This window comes from Hyphobacterium vulgare (assembly GCF_042643335.1).
Classification (GTDB): Bacteria; Pseudomonadota; Alphaproteobacteria; order Caulobacterales; family Maricaulaceae; genus Hyphobacterium; species Hyphobacterium vulgare.
Genome location: NZ_JBHRSV010000028.1, coordinates 418,017 through 435,773 on the forward strand (window position 1 = coordinate 418,017; position 17,757 = coordinate 435,773).

At 65.4% G+C, this 17,757-nt stretch carries 23 protein-coding genes; 18 read left to right on the top strand and 5 right to left on the bottom strand.

Annotation, left to right across the window (positions count from 1 at the left end; translation table 11 throughout):
• Nucleotides 1-45 precede the first annotated feature (45 nt).
• The 6 genes from ACFOOR_RS14405 (at nt 46) to ACFOOR_RS14430 (ending at nt 4,210) form a co-directional block, all read left to right on the top strand.
• A complete protein-coding gene (locus tag ACFOOR_RS14405; RefSeq protein ID WP_343163283.1) occupies nt 46-1,482 on the top strand; it encodes an alpha/beta fold hydrolase in 1,437 nt (478 codons plus the stop codon).
• 89 nt (nt 1,483-1,571) lie between these two features.
• Entirely contained in the window at nt 1,572-2,192 is a 621-nt protein-coding gene (locus ACFOOR_RS14410; protein ID WP_380214898.1) for a TetR/AcrR family transcriptional regulator, read from the top strand.
• Nucleotides 2,189-2,803, top strand: coding sequence for a dihydrofolate reductase family protein (locus ACFOOR_RS14415; RefSeq protein WP_343163284.1), 615 nt, complete (start codon nt 2,189-2,191; stop codon nt 2,801-2,803). Before ACFOOR_RS14410 ends, ACFOOR_RS14415 begins: the two co-directional genes overlap by 4 nt.
• A gap of 37 nt (nt 2,804-2,840) precedes the next feature.
• Entirely contained in the window at nt 2,841-3,320 is a 480-nt protein-coding gene (locus ACFOOR_RS14420) for a VOC family protein (protein WP_343163285.1), read from the top strand.
• 25 nt (nt 3,321-3,345) lie between these two features.
• Nucleotides 3,346-3,717: a DUF1428 domain-containing protein gene (locus ACFOOR_RS14425; RefSeq protein ID WP_343163286.1), complete on the top strand. Its 372-nt coding sequence runs from the start codon at nt 3,346-3,348 to the stop codon at nt 3,715-3,717.
• Between the two features lie 10 nt (nt 3,718-3,727).
• Nucleotides 3,728-4,210 (top strand): VOC family protein, encoded by a 483-nt coding sequence (locus ACFOOR_RS14430; protein WP_343163287.1) that lies wholly within the window; start codon nt 3,728-3,730, stop codon nt 4,208-4,210.
• On the opposite strand, the gene ACFOOR_RS14435 is transcribed toward ACFOOR_RS14430, so the two are convergent.
• The gene (locus ACFOOR_RS14435; protein ID WP_343163288.1) at nt 4,201-4,854 is read right to left on the bottom strand and encodes a YceI family protein; all 654 of its coding nucleotides are present in this window, start codon (nt 4,852-4,854) and stop codon (nt 4,201-4,203) included. The genes ACFOOR_RS14430 and ACFOOR_RS14435 overlap by 10 nt on opposite strands.
• Before the next feature lie 132 nt (nt 4,855-4,986).
• Between ACFOOR_RS14435 and ACFOOR_RS14440 the strand changes: the two genes are divergently transcribed.
• The 12 genes from ACFOOR_RS14440 (at nt 4,987) to der (ending at nt 13,517) form a co-directional block, all read left to right on the top strand.
• The gene (locus tag ACFOOR_RS14440) at nt 4,987-5,661 is read left to right on the top strand and encodes a COG3650 family protein (protein ID WP_343163289.1); all 675 of its coding nucleotides are present in this window, start codon (nt 4,987-4,989) and stop codon (nt 5,659-5,661) included.
• Between the two features lie 99 nt (nt 5,662-5,760).
• A complete protein-coding gene (locus tag ACFOOR_RS14445) occupies nt 5,761-6,177 on the top strand; it encodes a hypothetical protein (protein WP_343163290.1) in 417 nt (138 codons plus the stop codon).
• Nucleotides 6,178-6,179: 2 nt separating this feature from the next.
• The gene (locus tag ACFOOR_RS14450; RefSeq protein ID WP_343163291.1) at nt 6,180-6,710 is read left to right on the top strand and encodes an RNA polymerase sigma factor; all 531 of its coding nucleotides are present in this window, start codon (nt 6,180-6,182) and stop codon (nt 6,708-6,710) included.
• The gene (locus ACFOOR_RS14455) at nt 6,707-7,012 is read left to right on the top strand and encodes a hypothetical protein (protein ID WP_343163292.1); all 306 of its coding nucleotides are present in this window, start codon (nt 6,707-6,709) and stop codon (nt 7,010-7,012) included. The genes ACFOOR_RS14450 and ACFOOR_RS14455 overlap by 4 nt, the downstream gene beginning before the upstream one ends.
• A gap of 44 nt (nt 7,013-7,056) precedes the next feature.
• Nucleotides 7,057-7,614: an NnrU family protein gene (locus tag ACFOOR_RS14460; protein ID WP_343163293.1), complete on the top strand. Its 558-nt coding sequence runs from the start codon at nt 7,057-7,059 to the stop codon at nt 7,612-7,614.
• Between the two features lie 89 nt (nt 7,615-7,703).
• Entirely contained in the window at nt 7,704-8,087 is a 384-nt protein-coding gene (locus ACFOOR_RS14465; protein ID WP_343163294.1) for a DUF6249 domain-containing protein, read from the top strand.
• A 26-nt stretch (nt 8,088-8,113) separates the two neighbouring features.
• Nucleotides 8,114-8,656 carry an RNA polymerase sigma factor gene (locus ACFOOR_RS14470; RefSeq protein ID WP_343163295.1) on the top strand — a complete coding sequence of 181 codons (543 nt, stop codon included), beginning with the start codon at nt 8,114-8,116 and terminating at the stop codon, nt 8,654-8,656.
• Nucleotides 8,653-8,994, top strand: coding sequence for a hypothetical protein (locus ACFOOR_RS14475; protein ID WP_343163296.1), 342 nt, complete (start codon nt 8,653-8,655; stop codon nt 8,992-8,994). The genes ACFOOR_RS14470 and ACFOOR_RS14475 overlap by 4 nt, the downstream gene beginning before the upstream one ends.
• A gap of 83 nt (nt 8,995-9,077) precedes the next feature.
• Complete coding sequence (gene panB, locus ACFOOR_RS14480) at nt 9,078-9,905, top strand: 3-methyl-2-oxobutanoate hydroxymethyltransferase (protein WP_343163297.1); 828 nt, start codon at nt 9,078-9,080, stop codon at nt 9,903-9,905.
• A gap of 71 nt (nt 9,906-9,976) precedes the next feature.
• Nucleotides 9,977-10,807 carry a tetratricopeptide repeat protein gene (locus ACFOOR_RS14485; RefSeq protein WP_343163298.1) on the top strand — a complete coding sequence of 277 codons (831 nt, stop codon included), beginning with the start codon at nt 9,977-9,979 and terminating at the stop codon, nt 10,805-10,807.
• Nucleotides 10,808-10,812: 5 nt separating this feature from the next.
• Nucleotides 10,813-12,159 (top strand): outer membrane protein assembly factor BamB family protein, encoded by a 1,347-nt coding sequence (locus ACFOOR_RS14490; protein WP_343163299.1) that lies wholly within the window; start codon nt 10,813-10,815, stop codon nt 12,157-12,159.
• 14 nt (nt 12,160-12,173) lie between these two features.
• A complete protein-coding gene (der, locus tag ACFOOR_RS14495) occupies nt 12,174-13,517 on the top strand; it encodes a ribosome biogenesis GTPase Der (protein ID WP_343163300.1) in 1,344 nt (447 codons plus the stop codon).
• Between the two features lie 45 nt (nt 13,518-13,562).
• On the opposite strand, the gene ACFOOR_RS14500 is transcribed toward der, so the two are convergent.
• From ACFOOR_RS14500 to radA, 4 genes are read right to left on the bottom strand one after another with little or no spacing between them, the layout of a single operon-like run.
• Complete coding sequence (locus ACFOOR_RS14500) at nt 13,563-14,282, bottom strand: SDR family NAD(P)-dependent oxidoreductase (protein WP_343163301.1); 720 nt, start codon at nt 14,280-14,282, stop codon at nt 13,563-13,565.
• A complete protein-coding gene (purF, locus tag ACFOOR_RS14505) occupies nt 14,279-15,751 on the bottom strand; it encodes an amidophosphoribosyltransferase (protein WP_343163302.1) in 1,473 nt (490 codons plus the stop codon). The genes ACFOOR_RS14500 and purF overlap by 4 nt, the downstream gene beginning before the upstream one ends.
• A complete protein-coding gene (locus ACFOOR_RS14510) occupies nt 15,748-16,353 on the bottom strand; it encodes a CvpA family protein (RefSeq protein WP_343163303.1) in 606 nt (201 codons plus the stop codon). Before ACFOOR_RS14510 ends, purF begins: the two co-directional genes overlap by 4 nt.
• Before the next feature lie 3 nt (nt 16,354-16,356).
• Nucleotides 16,357-17,739, bottom strand: coding sequence for a DNA repair protein RadA (gene radA / locus ACFOOR_RS14515; protein ID WP_343163304.1), 1,383 nt, complete (start codon nt 17,737-17,739; stop codon nt 16,357-16,359).
• Nucleotides 17,740-17,757: the final 18 nt, after the last annotated feature.

The following is a 17,757-nucleotide window of genomic DNA, read 5'->3' on the forward strand; positions in this document are numbered from 1 at the left end:
GGCGCGAAAGGGGCGAGTCAAGGGACCGCAGAGGAGACTCCGGACATGACACGACTGCTGATCGCCCTGCTGACGCTGCTGCTTTCGCCCGCGGCGGCACTGGCACAGGAAACTGAAATCACTTTCACCGCCGACAGCGGCGAGACCGTCACTGCCTATGAAGGCCGGTTCGAGGTTCCCGAAAACCGCGCCGACCCGAACAGCCGTACGCTCTCGCTGGCCTATGTCCGTTTTCCCGCGACCGGCGACGATCCCGGTGTGCCAATCGTCTATCTCTCGGGCGGGCCGGGCGGTTCGGGGATCGCGACCGCGCGCGGCCGCCGCTTCCCGCTCTTCATGGCGATGCGAGAATTCGGCGACGTGATCGCGCTGGATCAGCGCGGGACCGGCGCTTCGAACGACATCGAGCGCTGCGTGTCCTCGCAAACCGTGCCCGATGCTGCGGCGATCAGCGACACCGAATATGCCGAACTCTACCGCGCCGCGGCGGAGGAATGCCGTACCATCTGGGAGGGGCAGGGCGTCGATCTGCGGGGGTACACGACGGTGGAAAGCGCCCGTGACCTGTCCGATCTGCGCCGCCATCTCGGCGCCGACCGGGTCACGCTCTGGGGCATTTCATACGGTACGCACCTCGCGCTGGCGGCAATCCGCGAGCTGCCCGGTGAAATCGACCGGGCCATCCTCGCCAGCGTCGAGGGCCTCGACCAGACGGTCAAACTTCCCGCCCGGACCGATGCCTATTTCGCGCGCCTTCAGGAGGCCGTGAACACGCAGCCGGCGGCAGCGGCGGCCTATCCCGACATTGCGGGTCTCATGCGCCGGGTTCATCAGAGACTTGAGGCAGAGCCGGTTCTTCTCGACATTCCGCAAGGCGACGGCAGCGCCGTGCCGGTTCTTCTCCAGCGCGCGAGCATGCAGCAGGCCGGTTCGATGCTGATCGCCGACCCGGGAAATGCCGCCATCCTCCTGGCCCTCTATGCGACCGTCGATGCCGGCGACCACAGTCTGGCGACCGCGCTATTCCAGCGCTTTCTCGAATCGGGCGAGCCGATCACGCTGTCGGCAATGCCGATCGCGATGGACCTCGCCTCGGGGATTTCCGATGAGCGCCTCGCTCTCTTCGAGGCGCAGGCCGAGGACGGCCTTATCGGGCGCTATCTCAACGCACCGATGCCACAGATCCGCGGCGCCTGGGACGGGTTCGACCTGGGTGAGGATTTCCGCCAGCCGCCCGTATCCGACGTCCCGGTGCTGGTCCTGACGGGCACGCTTGATGGCCGGACCTATCCGGACAGCCAGCGCGAGGCGGTCGCCGGCCTGACGCATGTCACGCACATCACCGTTGTGAATGCCGGACACAACCTGTTCATGACCACACCGGAAGTGGGGGAGGCGATGGCGCGCTTCATGCGGGGCGAACCGGCCAGCAGCGTGAGCATCACGGTCGACCTGCCGGACTTCACCGCCTTGCCGTTCTGAACTTCCAACCGGCCTTCCTTGACAAATATACCAACCGGTCGGTATGTTGCTGTTCAAGGGAGGCCATCTTGGCTCATTCGCAATCCGTCATCCGGAAGCCATCCGCCCGCGACAAGCTGCTCGACGCGGCGATCGCGCTGATCCGCCAGAACGGCTTTGCGGCGACAAGCGTCGACGATCTGTGCAGGGCGGCGGGCGTCACCAAGGGCGCCTTCTTCCACCATTTCGAGAGCAAGGATGCGCTGGGCGCGGCGGCGGCGCGTCACTGGGGCGAGACCACGTCCGGTCTGTTTGCTTCCGCGCCCTATCACGACCCGGCAGACCCGCTCGACCGGGTGCTGGCCTATATCGACTTCCGCCGCGACCTGATCGCCGGCGAGATCCCCGAATACACCTGCTATGCTGGCACACTCGTGCAGGAGGCCTATGGCGCGTCGGTCGACATCCGCGATGCCTGTGCCTCGGCCATCTTCGAACACGCGAAGACGCTGGAAGCCGACATTGCCGAGGCCGCGGAGCGCTACGGCGTCGAGGTCGATGCGCCCAGCCTAGCCCGCCACACCCAGGCCGTTCTGCAGGGCGGCTTCATCCTGTCCAAGGCCGCCGGCAATGACGGCCCTGTCCGGGAAAGCATTGCTCATTTGAAGCGATACGTCGAACTGCTGTTCGGGCGGCAGGCATCGCCCGCACGCAAAGGGAGCGCCGCATGAAACAGATCCGCATCATCGAACATGTCTCACTCGACGGCGTGATCCAGGCGCCTGGCGGCCCGGAAGAGGATACCGGGAACGGGTTCGGACACGGCGGCTGGGCCTTTCCTCATTTCGATCCGGCTGTTGGCGAAGCGATCGACGCCGCGCATGGCGATCGCTTCGACCTTCTGCTCGGGCGGAGAACGTATGACATCTGGGCCGGCTACTGGCCGCACCAGAAGGGTCCGATGGCCGACAGTCTCAGCAAGGCTGTGAAATTCGTGGCGACGCATCGCCCCGAGAGTCTTGCCTGGGGCCCGGTTGAATCGCTAGGCGTTGATATCGTTGACGGGATACGCCAGGTAAAATCCGGCGAGGGGCCGGACCTCGTCTTGTGGGGCAGTTCCACCCTGACGCCCTTGCTGATCGCCGAAGGGCTGGCCGACGAAGTCGTCCTGCTCGTCTTCCCGGTGATGATCGGTCGTGGGAAGCGTATCTATTCCGACCTTGCGGCGCCGAGTGAGCTTGCCCTCATTGATGTGAAAGCCACGGACTCGGGCGTCACGATCCACCGCTACAGACCTGCCGGTGCGTTGCGCACTGGAAGTTTTGCCGACACGGCGGACTGACCCCGCCCGAATTCCTGACCGCAAAGGACGACCGGACATGACCGAAGTGATCAATTGTCTGTGGTTCGACCACGGCGAGGCCCTCAAGGCCGCCGAATTCTACGCGAAGACATTCCCCGATAGCCATGTCGACCGGGTGAACACGTCTCCGGCGGACTTCCCCGGCGGCGAAGCGGGCGCGGAACTGACGGTCGAGTTCACCGTGCTCGGCCGCAAATTCGTCGGCCTCAATGGCGGTCCGGTGTTCACGCCGAACGAGGCGGTCAGCTTCATGGTCGTCACCGAAGACCAGGCAGAAACCGACCGCTATTGGGACGCCATCGTTTCGAACGGCGGCGCGGAAAGTGCCTGCGGCTGGTGCAAGGATCGCTGGGGTCACTCCTGGCAGATCACGCCGCGCCAGCTGCTCGACCTGACGACCCATAGCGACAAGACCAAGGCCAGGCGCGCCTTCGAGGCGATGATGACGATGCGCAAGATCGACATCGCGACCGTGCTCGCCGCGGCCGGCGAATAATCACAACACTCCGGAAGGAAACAGCATGACGTATTTCGACGGCTTTGTAATCGCGGTGCCGACCGCCAAACAGGACGAATTCCTCCGCCATGCGGCGGCGATCGACCCGATTTTCATCGAACTCGGCGCGTTGCGCGTCCACGAATGCTGGGGTGATGACGTGCCCGACGGCAAGGTGACCGATTTCCGCCGCGCCGTGCAGGCGAAGGAAGACGAGAGCGTCGTCTTCGCCTTCGTCGAATGGCCCGACAAGGCCACGCGCGATGCCGGCTTCAAGAAGATGGAGGCGATGATGCAGACCGACGACCGTTTCAATCCCGAAAACAACCCGGTGCCGTTCGATGGCAAGCGGATGATCTTCGGCGGCTTCCAGTCCGTCTACCAGGTCGCGAAATAGGAGCGCAGCTATGAACCAGGCCCACAGCAAAGCCGCGGAAATGGGCGTCAGCACGCTCTCGCCGCATCTCGTCTGCGCCGGCGCATCCGAGGCGATGGACTTTTACGCCAAGGCCTTCGGGGCGAAGGAACTGGCACGCATGAAAGGCCCGAATGGCCGGATCATGCACGGTTGCATGCAGATCAATGGCGGCACGATCATGCTGGTCGATGCCAATCCCGACTGGGGCATGCATGGCCCGGACGGTCTCGGCGGAACGCCGGTCACGCTTCACCTCGTCGTCGACGATGCCGACGCCTGGCAGAAGCGGGCGATCGAGGCGGGCGCAACCGAAACCATGCCGGTGGCGGACATGTTCTGGGGCGACCGCTACGGCGAGGTGAGGGACCCGTGGGGTCATGCATGGGCCTTCGCGACGCCTCAGCGCAGTCTCTCCGAAGCCGAGATACTGGAAGCGATGAAGCAGTCCATGGACGAGGACTGTCAGTCCTGATCGGGCGCCGTCCATGCCGGTCCGATCAGTTCGGTCTCGATCGTGATGTGGACGGTGTCGCTCACCCCCGGCATGGCTTCGGATGGCGTGCCGAAGCCCATGCCGAACGCTGTGCGGCTGATCTCGGCCGTGACGGAGAAGCCGATCCGCGCGTTGGGATCGTAGATGTGTCCGGCCCAGCCGCCATTGTAGTGCGCAGCCAGCATTACGGGCTGCGTCACACCATGAAGCGTCAGCTCCCCATGAATATCCGCCGTGGTTTCGCCGGTCATCTCGATCGCCGTCGAGACAAAGCGGATGGAGGGGTATTCGCCTTCGTCGAACCACTCCGGTCCCAGTAGCGTGTCTCGAAAGCCTTCAGGAGGCTGGGGAAGCTGGAGCGCCCCAACCGGGATCACGGCTTCGACGCGGGAGTCCACGGGGTTGGCGGGATCGAGATCGGCCGTGATCTCGAAGGCGCTGAACGCCGCGCGATAGATCGAAAAGCCGAGATGATCGACGCTGAACTGGATCGTGGTGTGCGAGGGGTCGGCGCTGTAGCGCCCGGCCGGCAATTCGTTTGCCGTGCCGGCAACGCGGATGTCCTGCGCTCCGACGCCTGCCGGGAAGAGCAGGCAGACGGCAAGGACCATAGCCGGACGCATGACGCACTCCTCATGAAACCTCAGGGTGCGAGCGTCTCACCCCTCCACGCCCGGGTAAACCGCGAATTTCGGCAGGGCCTGTTCAGCGCTCTCTCGGCTGATAGTCTGCGCTCGACAAACGGGAGTCTCGACATGCGCATCCTGTCCGCCGCTGTTCTTGTTGCCCTGGCCGCCTGTTCCGCGCCGGAAACGTCAGACGCCCAGACGGGCAGCGGCAGCGATGCGCGCGCGCCGATCAATGCACCGGCCTGGATCCGGGTCGTGGGCGTGGCCGAAGGCGATACGCTCAACATCCGGACCGGGCCTGATGCCTCGTCGGACATCGTCGGCACTTTCTTGCCGAACCAGGGTCGGATCGAAGTGGTCGAGACCCGCTCGATTGACGGTCAGACCTGGGGCCTGGTTTCGACCGGCGAGCAGGGCGGCTGGATCAATCTCGCCTATACCGAAGCGATCGACATGGTCATGATCGCGGATAGCCCTGTCCCGCTCGGAACCTTTTGCGCGGGCACCGAACCCTTCTGGAATCTGGCGTTCAGCCCGACCGAGGCGACCTGGTCGAGCTTCGAGACCGAGGGCGAGACCTACGAGATCACCGAATCCGAATCGGCCGCCAGCCGGCCTTACCCGTGGATGTTCGCCATGCGCGGCTTCGGCCTCGCGCTTGTGACTCCGGAGCAGTGCTCGGACGGCATGAGCGACATTCCCTACGCCTGGTCGGTCCTCATCGTCGGGCACGATGAAAGCGGCCACGTCCTCTATGAGGGGTGCTGCCGTCTCGAAACGCTCGAAGAACCGAACGAATAAAATTCACCGGCGCTGCATCCGTTCGGCGCCTTTGCGGCGACTAAGGGGCGAATGACGCGAGCGGAACGGCCGCCGCGCTGATTGATCGGGGGACCCGACATGGATTTCGCTGACCTGTTCCACTCCTATTGGTGGCTGCTGTTTCCGCTCGCCTTTTTCCTCGCACAGGGCTGGTCCAGCTTCATGCGCTACAAGCGCACCAAGGCGAAGATCGAGCTGTTGAAGTCCTACGCCGCGGCCGGCAAGGAACCGCCCGCCGATCTCGTCGCGAGCATCGACAAGGACACCGAACGCGACGACCGTCACGACTGGACAAGCAATGGCGAGAACGAAGGCAGCGGCGGGGGAAGCGCCTTCCTCGTCTTTCTGTTCGCGGGGCTGGCGGGCGTCTTCGCCTATGCCGGCTGGTCGGGCCTGATCGGGGATGTGCGCGAGGAATTCTACTTCATCGCGATGATCCTCGGCGTGCTCGCCGTCGCCTTTCTGGCCAGTGCCGTCTTCCGCCGCCGGAAGTGACGATGACGTCCGGACGGCCGGACGCAGTGTTGGTGGCGGCCGCCCGTCGCGGTTCCGACGCCGCCTTCACCGCGCTTGTGGTTCGCCATCAGCAGGGGCTGCGCGGGTTTCTGCGCCGCCTCTGCCGCGACCCCGATGTGGCCGACGACCTGGCGCAGGACGCCTTCCTCGCGGCCTGGACGTCACTGGCCAGCCTGAAAGACCCCGCCCGTTTCCGCAGCTGGCTCTACGGTCTGGCCTGGCGGCAGGCGGCGAGCCGGTTCCGGACCGATGACCGGCGACGCGCGCGCGAATGGGCCTACACCGCCGAGACGGCCGATCTGCCAGGCCTTTCACCGGAAGATCGGATCGCTCTCGACCGGGCGATGTCGGATCTGCCCCCGGACCAGCGCGCCGCCATCGCGCTTTGCCTGTCTGGCGGCTTCTCGCATTCTGAAGCCGCAGAGGCGCTCGGCATACCGGTCGGCACGGTAAAGTCGCATGTGACGCGCGGGCGTGCGAAACTGCTTGAAGCCCTTGGAGGTCAGCCATGACGAATGAGGACAAGCTCACCGCATTTCTCGCCGCGGACCTTCCACCGGCAGCCGATCCGGCATTCGTGAGCGGCGTGGCCGAGGCGGTGGCGAAGCGCCGGCTGCGCGTTGCACTTTCACTCGCGGGCGCGCTGGCCATCGCGCTCGGTGCGGTGGCCTGGGCCATCGCGCCGACCATGGACGCGTTCGGCGGCCTGCTGACCACACCCGGACTGCCGGTCGCTGCATTGGTCGTCGCGCTCGGCGCGTTCGGACCGCAACTTGTCCGCGGCATTACGAGGCTCGCGCCGACTCGGTCATAATCGCACCGATACCGGCCTGGAGGGGCCGGGCAGGGGAGGCGCGCATGACATTGTTGATCGTCGGACTGGTATTGTTTCTGGGAATTCACTCGGTCCGGATCATTCCCGGATTGCGGGACGGGATGGTGAAGGGGTTCGGGCCCGGCGGCTACAAGCTGCTCTATTCGCTGCTCTCCATCACAGGCTTCGTCCTGATCGTCTGGGGCAAGATCGAGGCGCACCCCACCGAGATGGTCTGGGATCCGCCGGTCTGGTCGCGAACTGTCGCGCTGATCGCCGTGCCCCTGTCGCTGATCCTGCTGATCTCGACCTATACGCCGGGCCATATCCGCCACACGGTCAGGCACCCGATGATGCTGGCGGTTGCCCTTTGGTCGGGTGCCCACCTGCTCGCCAACGGAGAGTTGGCGTCGGTCATCCTGTTCGGCAGCTTCTTCGTCTGGTCGGTCATGGTGCTGATCCCGGCCTTCATCCGGGGCGGTGCACCCTCGACACCGCCGGGCTGGGGCGGGGACGTGACGGCGGTGGTGATCGGCGGGCTCATCGCCGCCGCGCTGGCCCGCTTCCACCTTTACCTGTTCGGCGTCGCCGTCATCGGCTGAAACCGCTGCATCCGATTTGAGCAGCCGCAGCATCTAGTCTGTGAACGGCACCTTGGGGGTGGCCGGTCGAGACCTGAAAGGAACACATCATGGATGACAACTGGATCCCGATCATTGCCTTGCTGATGCCGGTCTTCATCGTCGGTATCGTCATGTATTTCGGCAGCCGCAATCGTTCGGCTGTCCTCGAAACCGTCCGCGCCGCTGCGCAGTCGGGACAGCAACTGACCCCGGATACCATTCGCGCGCTCGGTCTCCCGCAACGCGCCAGTGGCCGGGACGTGCGCTGGGGCATCGTACTGCTGGCGATCGCCGTCGCCTTCTCTATCCTTGGCTGGACGATCAACATGGCGTCGGATGAGCCGGAAGCCTTCCAGATCATGCTCGGCGTTGCGTCCTTCCCCGGCCTCGTGGGTCTCGCCCTCATTGCGATGGGCGTGTTCATGAAGCCGAAGAACGGCTCTGACGACTAAGCGCATTCACCTTTCAGGAGGGACGGGTGAAAGCTTCGGATGAAGAACTGGTCGCGCTGGTCGTGGCCGCCAGGGACACAGTCGCCTTCGGCGAACTCGTCCGGCGCCACCAGGGCCTTGTCCGATCGCTGCTGGCCCGCATGTGCGGCAACCGGGCGCTCGCCGAAGATCTGGCGCAGGAGGCCTTTATTCGGGCCTTCCGCAAGATCGGAAGCTTCACCGGGGCCGGGAGTTTCAAGGCCTGGCTGTGCCGCATCGCCTACAACGAATTCCTGATGTCGGCGCGCAAGCGCAAGGCGACGGAGAAGGCGATGGACCGGTTCAAGCAGGATGTCGATGATGTCGAGGCGCCGCGTGACATGGGTTCCGTCGTCGATCTCGACCGGGCGCTGGCCACGCTGAAGGAAGACGAACGGGCGGCCGTGGTGTTGTGTTACGCTTCCGGCTTGTCGCATTCGGAAGCAGCGGAAATGTTGAACATGCCGCTGGGTACTGTGAAATCGCATGTGAACCGGGGCCGGGAAAAGCTGAAGGCCTGGTTCGACAAGTCGGAGGCATTGGTATCATGACCATCGAAGATGCATTCGACGCGCGTCTGAAGGCGGCCTTCGCCGACGCGCAGGACGATTACGAGACCGACCGCGAATCCGCCGACGCCTTCGTCAAGCGGGTGCAGAACAGGATCGCCCGGCCCGACCGCCGCCGGATCCTGATCCTTGGTGCCGCCGGTTCGACCGGATCTGCCATCGCGGGCACGCAGCTGGAAACCTTCTTTTCCGGTGTGAACGTTCCGGCGGACGGCGTGATGGCCTCGATCGCGGCCTTTGCTTCGCCGGAAACCATGGCCGCCGGCGTCCTCGCCATCATGATCTCCGGCTTTGCCTTCATCCTGCCCAAGCGGATCTGAGCCCGGAATTCCTCCGCCCCTTTCCGCAGTGCAGCATCTGCCCTAGTGTCCGCCGCTCCGGCTACCAACGGAGCGGCGTTCCCATGTCAGCCCAGAACCGTATCAAGCGCATCGGCGTTCCGGACATTCGCGCCCGCAAGGGTGGCGAACCGCTGGTCTGCCTGACCGCTTACGACTTCCCGATGGCGCGCCTGCTCGATCCGCACTGCGACGTTCTGCTCGTCGGGGATTCGCTGGGCATGGTCGTGCACGGGCTCGACACCACGATCGGCGTCACGCTCGACATGATGATCCTGCACGGCAAGGCGGTGATGCGCGCGGCGAAACAGGCGCTGGTCGTGATCGACCTGCCGTTCGGCACATATGAGGCGTCCCCCGAACAGGCCTTCGCCAGCGCTTCGCGCGCACTCGCCGAGACCGGCGCACAGGCGGTGAAGATCGAGAGCGGTGTCTATGCCGGCGATACGATCCGCTTCCTGACCGAGCGCGGCATTCCGGTGATGGGACATATCGGCCTGAAGCCGCAGGCCGCGCTCAACGAGGGCGGGTTCAAGGCCCGTGGCCGCTCGCAAGCCGAATGGGATCGCGTCATCGCCGAGGCAAAGGCTGCCGACGAGGCGGGCGCCTTCGCCATCGTCATCGAGGGTGTGGACGAGGAACTCGCTCGCGAGATCACGGCGCAAGTCTCTGTTCCGACAATCGGAATTGGCGCCTCGCCAGCCTGCGACGGCCAGATTCTGGTGACACAGGATCTGCTCGGCCTGTTCGACTGGGCCCCGAAATTCGTCAAGCGCTACGCGTCGCTGGGCGAGACGGTTTCCGACGCAGTCGGCCGCTGGGCCGCCGATGTCCGTTCACGGGAGTTCCCTGCGGCTGAACAGACCTATCGCATCAGGCCGAATGACCGCTAACGCCGGTTGCCGCCATTCCCCGCTGCGGCTAGGGTCCGCGCCCATATTTGGAATAGTGTGACGAGGGCCGCGTGGCGGACATTTTCGAACAGGAAGTCGACGAGGAACTGCGCAAGGACCGGTATAACGCCCTCCTGCGCAGATACGGTCCCTGGGTTCTGGGGATCGCCATCGTCATCGTCGTCGTCGTGGGCGGTTGGCAGGCTTGGGAAAGCTGGTCGAAAAGCCAGCGCGATGCCGCTTCGGAGACGTATGTCTCCGCAGCCCGGCTTGTCGAGAACGAGCGTTGGGACGCGGCCGAAGCCGCGCTTGAACAGATCGCCGAGAGCGGTCCCGATGGCTATGCCACGCTGGCGCTCATGCAGCGCGGTGCTGTTGCCCTGGAACAGGGAGATAATGACGCTGCGCGCCGCTATTTCGAACAGGCTGCTGCGCGCTCGCCCGAACCGATTGTGCGCGACCTCGCGACGCTGAAGGCGGCCCTGGCCGGATTCGAATCCTATTCGACCGACGACCTGGCCAATCGCCTCGGGCGGATCGCTTCCGGGGACAACGCGATGCGCCATCTCGCGATCGAGCTGATCGCATCGAAGGCCCTGAGCGAGGGCGACTATGCGCGCGCCCGCCAGGAATACGACAGCATCGTCTTTGCGCTCGATGCGCCGGACGGCGTTCGCGTTCGAGCATCGGCCGCGCTGGCTCTGTTGAACCGGCTGGACCCGCCGGCTGCCGCGGATGACGCGGACGTCGAGGGTGAGATGACGCTCGGCGATGAAAACGATTTCGGAGCGGCCGACGACGCGCTTGAAATCACGCTACCCGAGGCGTCGCTCGGCAATGCCGACGACCTGACACCGGGCAGCGACGACGACACGGCCGGCAGCGGCGAAGACGAGGAATAGGATCCATGATCGCGATGCGTTCGCTTTTCGCTGCCACGGCGGCTGCCATCCTGCTGACGGGCTGTTCGTCTGTATCGAGCTTCAACCCGTTCGGACCGCGTGACGATCGCGATCCCAATGCACCGCCTGAAGAGGACCGGATCTCCATCCTCCAGTTCGAGCAGCAGCTCGAAGTCGCGGACGATGCCTCGCCGGTTGCTCTGCCGACCGCCTATGTGAACACCGTCTGGCCGCAGGCAGACGGCTATCCCACGCACAACCTTCAGCACACCCAGGCCACGGGCAGCCTGTCGGTGCTCTGGCGCCGCAATTTCGGTGAGGGCTCGGCCCGCAGCCGTCGCATCAATGCGCGCCCGGTCGTGGCTGATGGCCGCATCTACGCGGTCGATGCCGGCGGGACGGTCGTAGCAATGGACGCCGAGACCGGTGATGTCGTGTGGCGCCGCGAACTGCGTGCGGAAAGCCGCCGGGACCGCATGTCCTTCGGGGGCGGCCTCAGCTTCGATTCCGGCCGCATCTACGCCCATTCGGGCTTCCGCTTCCTGGTCGCGCTCGATGCCGCGACGGGCAACGAGATCTGGCGCACCGAAGCCGACACGCCTTTCCAGTCCGCTCCGACGATCAATGGCGGCCGCGTCTACGTCACCACGGACGACAACCAGCTCTATGCCTTCGACACCGAAAATGGCGAATACATCTGGGCGCACCAGGGCATCATCGAAACCGCGCGCCTTCTGACCGGCGCCAGCCCGGCCGTGCTGGGTGACGTGGTCGTTGCACCGTACTCGTCGGGTGAAGTCGTCGCGATCCGGGTTCAGAACGGCACGCCGATCTGGTCGGATTCACTGACACGCGCGGGCGGCCTGACCCCGATCTCCGCGATCAATGATGTCGCCGGAAGCCCGGTGATGACCGAGGATCACGTCTACGCACTCAGCCATTCCGGTACGCTGGTCTCGCTCGACATGCGCTCGGGAGAGCGCCAGTGGACGCTGCCGGCCGGTGGCCTCAACGCCCCGTGGATCGCCGGAAATTATCTCTTTCTGGTCACGGTCGAAGGCGAAGTGATCTGCGTCGACCGGATTGCCGGCCGGGTCGAATGGATCACCCGCCTGCGCGTGTTCGAGAACGAGAACCGCCGCCGCAACCGCATCGCCTGGGTCGGCCCGGTCATGGCCGGTGGCCGCCTTTTCCTGACGTCCTCCAACGGCACGTCCGTCATCATCGACGCCACGGATGGATCCATCGTTCGCAGCTTCGATCTGAATGACGACGTTTACGTTGCTCCGATCATCGCGAACGAGACGATCTACATCGTCACCGATGAAGGGCGACTGATCGCCCTCCGCTAGACAGGCAAACGAATATGGCCATCCCGAAGATTGCGGTGATCGGCCGGCCGAATGTCGGCAAGTCGACCCTGTTCAATCGGCTGGCCGGCAAACCGCTGGCCATTGTCGACGACCGTCCCGGCGTCACCCGCGACCGGCGTGAGGCGCGGGGCCGGCTCGGCGATCTCGAAATGCTGCTCGTCGATACCGCGGGCTGGGACACCGAAGCGGTCGGCCAGATGGAAAACGAGATGCGCGATCAGTCGGAGAGCGCGATCCAGCGCGCCGACATCTGCCTTTTCGTGATTGATGCCCGCGAGGGCGTCACCGCGCTCGACCGTGACTTCGCCGATCTGGTGCGGCGGTCGGGCAAGCCGGTCGTGCTGCTGGCCAACAAGGCCGAGGGCAAGGCCGGAGATCTGGGCATCGCCGAGAGCTACGGGCTCGGTCTCGGTGAGCCCATCCCGATTTCCGCCTCGCACGGCGAGGGCATGGCCGATCTTCAGGTCGCGATTATCCAGGGGCTGGGCGACTTCGACTATTCCGACGGCGAAGAAGACGAGAACGCGCCCCTGCGGATCGCCGTCATCGGCCGCCCGAATGCCGGAAAGTCGACCCTGATCAACGCCCTGATCGGAGAGAAGCGCCTGATCACCGGCCCGGAAGCCGGCATCACGCGCGATGCGATCGCGGTCGATTTCCTGTGGGACGGCAAACGTGTCCGCTTCCATGACACGGCGGGTCTGCGCAAGCGCGGCAAGGTCAATGATCGGCTGGAACGCATGAGCGCAGCCGACACGCTCCGCGCAGTGAAATTCGCCGAGGTCGTGCTGCTGGTGATCGATGTCGAGTACCCGCTGGAAAAGCAGGACCTGCACCTCGCCGACATGGTGCTGCGCGAGGGCCGGGCGCTCGCCTTGGTGGTCGCCAAGATGGACAAGGTGATGAATCGCGAGGCGGTCATGCACGAGCTGCAGATCGAGTTCGAACGCCTCCTGCCGCAAGCCAAGGGCGCGCCGTTGATCCCGGTGTCTGCGCTCAAGGGCAAGGGGCTCGACCGGATCATGCCGGCGGTGGCGCGGCTGCATCACGACTGGAACGCCAAGGTCAAGACGCGGGACCTGAATGACTGGCTGCAGGACATGATCGCCCGGCACCCGCCGCCCGCCGTCAATGGCCGCCGGATGAAACCGAAATACATGGCGCAGACCAAGTCTCGCCCGCCGACCTTTGTCTTGATGTGCTCACGCGCCGCGGCGATGCCGGAAGCCTACAAGCGCTATCTGATCGGTGGTCTGCGCGAGGCCTTCGACCTGCCCGGCGTGCCGATCCGCCTGATCGTCAAGGGCGGCAAGAATCCTTACGTGGACAAGGATTGAAGGTGTTTCCCCTCCCCTCAAGGGGGAGGGCGGGATAGGATCGAGCTACGTCTCGTCCGGAAAGCTCACCCATTCGGCATGCCGCTTCGATGACGGCAGGCACAGTGCCGAGATAGCCGGCGCGACCGCCTCCGGCGCGGGCAGGGTCATCGGGTCTTCGCCCGGGAAAGCCTTGGCGCGCATTGCGGTCCGCGTCGGCCCCGGGTTGAACAGGTTGATACGCAGCGCGGAGGACATGTGTTCCTTCGCCCAGCTCTCCACCAGCGCATCGAGCGCCGCCTTCGACGCCGCATAGGGCGCCCAGTAGGGCTTGCGGTTCCTGGCGGCACCCGAGGTCAGGAAGACCGCGCGGCCGGCATCGGACGCCATCAGTAGCGGTTCGAAGGCGCGGATCAGGCGTGCCGGGGCGATCACATTGATCCCGAACACCGAATTCCAGGTCTTGGCGCTGACATGGCTCGCCGGCGTCAGTTCGCCCAGCACGCCGGCATTGGCGACAAGAATGTCGAGCTTCTGCCAGCGCTCCTTCACGATGCCGGCCAGCTTCTCGATGCCGTCGGACTGCATCAGGTCGAGCGGAACCAGCGTCGCCTGGCCGCCGGCGGCGCGGATCGCGTCGTCGAGTTCCTCGAGACCGCCCTGTGTGCGCGCGGTCGCGATCACATGTGCGCCCTTCGCCGCGAGATCCAGCGCCACGGCGCGGCCAATTCCCCGCGAGGCACCGGTCACCAGCGCCACGCGGCCTTCAAGCAATTTGTCTGTCATGCGTCGACCAGGAAGGAGAGCTGGCGGTCCTTGTCGGAGACCGCGCGTTCGTTGTCGATCAGGCGGGTGGGATAATCGCCGGTGAAATAGTGGTCGGCGAGCTGCGGCTGGCGCGCATTGCGCGCTTCGCCGAGGATCGCCTCATACATGCCTTCGACAGACAGGAAGCCGAGGCTGTCGGCCCCGAGCGCCCGGGTCATTTCCCCGGTTTCCATGTGCGCCGCCATCAGCTCGCTGCGCTGCGGCATGTCGATGCCGTAGAAATCCGGATTGATGATCGGCGGACAGGCGGAACGGAAATGCACTTCCCGCGCGCCGGCCTCGCGGACCATCTGCACGATCTTGCGCGATGTGGTCCCGCGCACGATGGAATCGTCGACCAGCAGCACGCGCTTGCCGCGCAGTACCGCGCCATTCGCCGAGTGCTTGCGCCGTACGCCGAGATCGCGCTTGGCCTGCGTCGGCTGGATAAAGGTCCGGCCCGCGAAGTGTCCGCGGATAATGCCCATCTCGAACGGCTTTCGGGCCGCTTCCGCATAGCCGAGCGCCGAGGGCACACCGCTGTCGGGTACCGGCACGACTACGTCGATGTCGGCCGGCGCATCCTGGAACAGGCGGCGGCCCATCGCCTTGCGGGCCTGGTAGACGCTGATTCCGCCGATCACCGAGTCGGGACGGGCGAAATAGATGTATTCGAAGGCGCAGGGGCGGGCGGCGCGGGCCGGAGCGAAACGCCGGGATTCCATGCCGTCCTCGCTGATGATCACGACTTCGCCGGGTTCGATTTCGCGCTCGAACTTCGCGCCGACGATGTCGAGCGCGCAGGTTTCCGAGGCAAGGATATAACCGCCGTCGAGGCGGCCCAGAACCAGCGGTCGGATGCCGTACGGATCGCGCGCGCCGATCACCCGGTTGTTCACCAGGGCGACGAGCGCGAACGCCCCCTCGATCTGTTTCAGCGCGTCGAGGAAGCGGTTGGCCGACTTCGCGCGCGGCGAACGCGCGGCCAGTTGCAGGATGACTTCGGTATCGCTGGTCGACTGGAAGATCGAACCGCCCGCGACCAGTTCCTCGCGCAGCGTGCGGGCGTTCGTCAGATTGCCGTTATGGGCGACCGCGATGCCGCCGCCACGGACATCGGCATAGAGCGGCTGGACATTGCGCAGCACGGTCGCGCCCTGGGTCGAATAGCGTACATGGCCGATTGCGGCATCGCCGGCGAGGCGCTGCGCGGTGTCGGGACCGGCGAAATTCTCGCCGACCAGGCCCAGCTGGCGTTCGGTATAGAAGCGGGCGCCGTCATGGCTGACGATGCCGCAGCTTTCCTGACCGCGATGCTGAAGCGCATGCAGGCCGAGTGCTGCGACGAGCGAGGCCTCTGGCACGCCGGACACGCCGACCACACCGCATTCCTCGCGGAGCTTGTCCTCGGCTTCATCATAGGTGACGGTCGGAAAGCGAGGCGTCATGCGCCATCATCCTCATTCGTCCGCTCACGGATCAGGTCCTCGATCGAGCGCGGCGTTTCGTCGTCTCGGGCTTCGTCTCCGGACGGCGCCTCAATAGCCGGACTTTGCCCGACACGCGAGTCCTCCGGGGCGAGCGCTTGCAGCAGCCGCGCCGATGCGTTCACCAGCGGATATATGCGCGACTCGACCATCCAGCCAGGGGCGGCACTGCCAGGCGTTGCCGAAGCGAAGACGATCAGGATCAGGCCGAGAATCACCAGGCCGCGGATCAGGCCGAAGACAAAGCCGAGTGCGCGGTCGATCGCGCCGACATCCTCGCCTTCCTTGACATTGCGCACGAGCCCGCCGGTCACGAAGCTGACCGCAAGGAAGACCAGAAGGAAGATCACGCCGAGCGTGACGAGATTGGCGATCAGTTCGCTCGGGATGAATTCGCGCGCCAGTCCGATGAAAACCGGCCGGGCCCACAGCGAGGCGAGCGCTGCCGCGACGAAGCCGGTGACCGAAAGGGCTTCGCGCACGAAGCCACGCATCAGGGCCATGAGGCCGGATCCGATGAGAATCGCCAGGGCGATGCCGTCGAACGCGCTGAGCCCTTCCATCGCCTACTCCTTTACACTGAGTGCCTCGATCCGGCGCACCAGATCGATCACGCTCGATACACCGCTCACTGTAACACCGGCGGCCAGATCCGTCGCATTGGAAGGCGCGAGCGCCTTCGAAAACCCGAGCTTCGCGGCCTCCTTCAGGCGCGCCTCGGCGCGCCCGACCGGACGGACATCGCCCGACAGGCTGATTTCGCCGAACACGACGGAATCGGCGGGCAGAGGGGCATCGAGCATCGAGGAGACGAGGGCGGCGGCGACGGCGAGGTCGGCGGCGGGTTCCGCGATCTTCAGTCCGCCTGCCACGTTGAGATAGACATCGCGTCCGCCGAAGGCGAGGCCGCAACGGGCTTCCAGCACCGCCAGCACCATGGCGAGCCGTCCTGAATCCCAGCCCACAACCGTGCGCCGCGGCGTTCCGAGCGACGATTGCGCGACCAGCGCCTGGATTTCCGTCAGTACCGGACGCGTGCCCTCCATGCCGGCGAAGACGGCGGCGCCCGAGGCCGGCTCTCCGCGCCCGTCGAGGAATAGCGCAGAGGGATTGGCGACCTCCCGCAGACCGGCATCGCCCATTTCGAACACGCCGATCTCGTCGGTCGGACCGAAGCGATTCTTCACCGCGCGCAGGATGCGGAACTGGTGACTGCGCTCGCCTTCGAAATAGAGCACCGCATCGACCATGTGTTCGACCACGCGCGGGCCGGCAATCTGTCCGTCCTTGGTGACGTGACCGACTAGAAGGACGCACGCCCCCGTCTTCTTGGCAAAACGGGTCAGTTCCTGCGCGCAGGCCCGCACCTGGGCCACCGTGCCCGGAGCGGCGGCCAGCTGGTCGGTCCACATCGTCTGGATGGAATCGATGATGACGATGTCGGGCTTTTCCGCCTTCAGCCCGTCGAGAATGGCGCTGAGGGCGGTTTCCGCCGCCAGCTGCACGGGCGCGTCCGCGAGCCCCAGCCGCTTGGCGCGGCGGCGCACCTGTCCGGCGGATTCTTCTCCCGACACATAGGCGGTCGTGATCCCTTGCCGCGCGAGCCCGGCGACGGCCTGCAACAGCAGGGTGGACTTGCCGATGCCCGGATCGCCGCCGACGAGCAGAGCCGAGGCGGGTACCAGGCCGCCGCCGCACACCCGGTCGAATTCGGCAATGCCCGACTGAAGGCGTTTCGGGTCGGGACTGTCGCCGCCGAGATCGACGAAATCGATCCGGCCGCGCCGCGTCTTCTTGGGCGCACTGGCCGACGAGCCGAGCGGTGCTGACGCGCCGGACGTCTCTTCCATCAGCGTGTTCCACTCGCCGCAGGAATCGCAGCGGCCGGACCATTTCGGCTGGAAGCCGCCGCAGCTCTGGCAGACGAAGATGGTGTCGGTACGGGCCATGAAATCGAATCGGTCAGC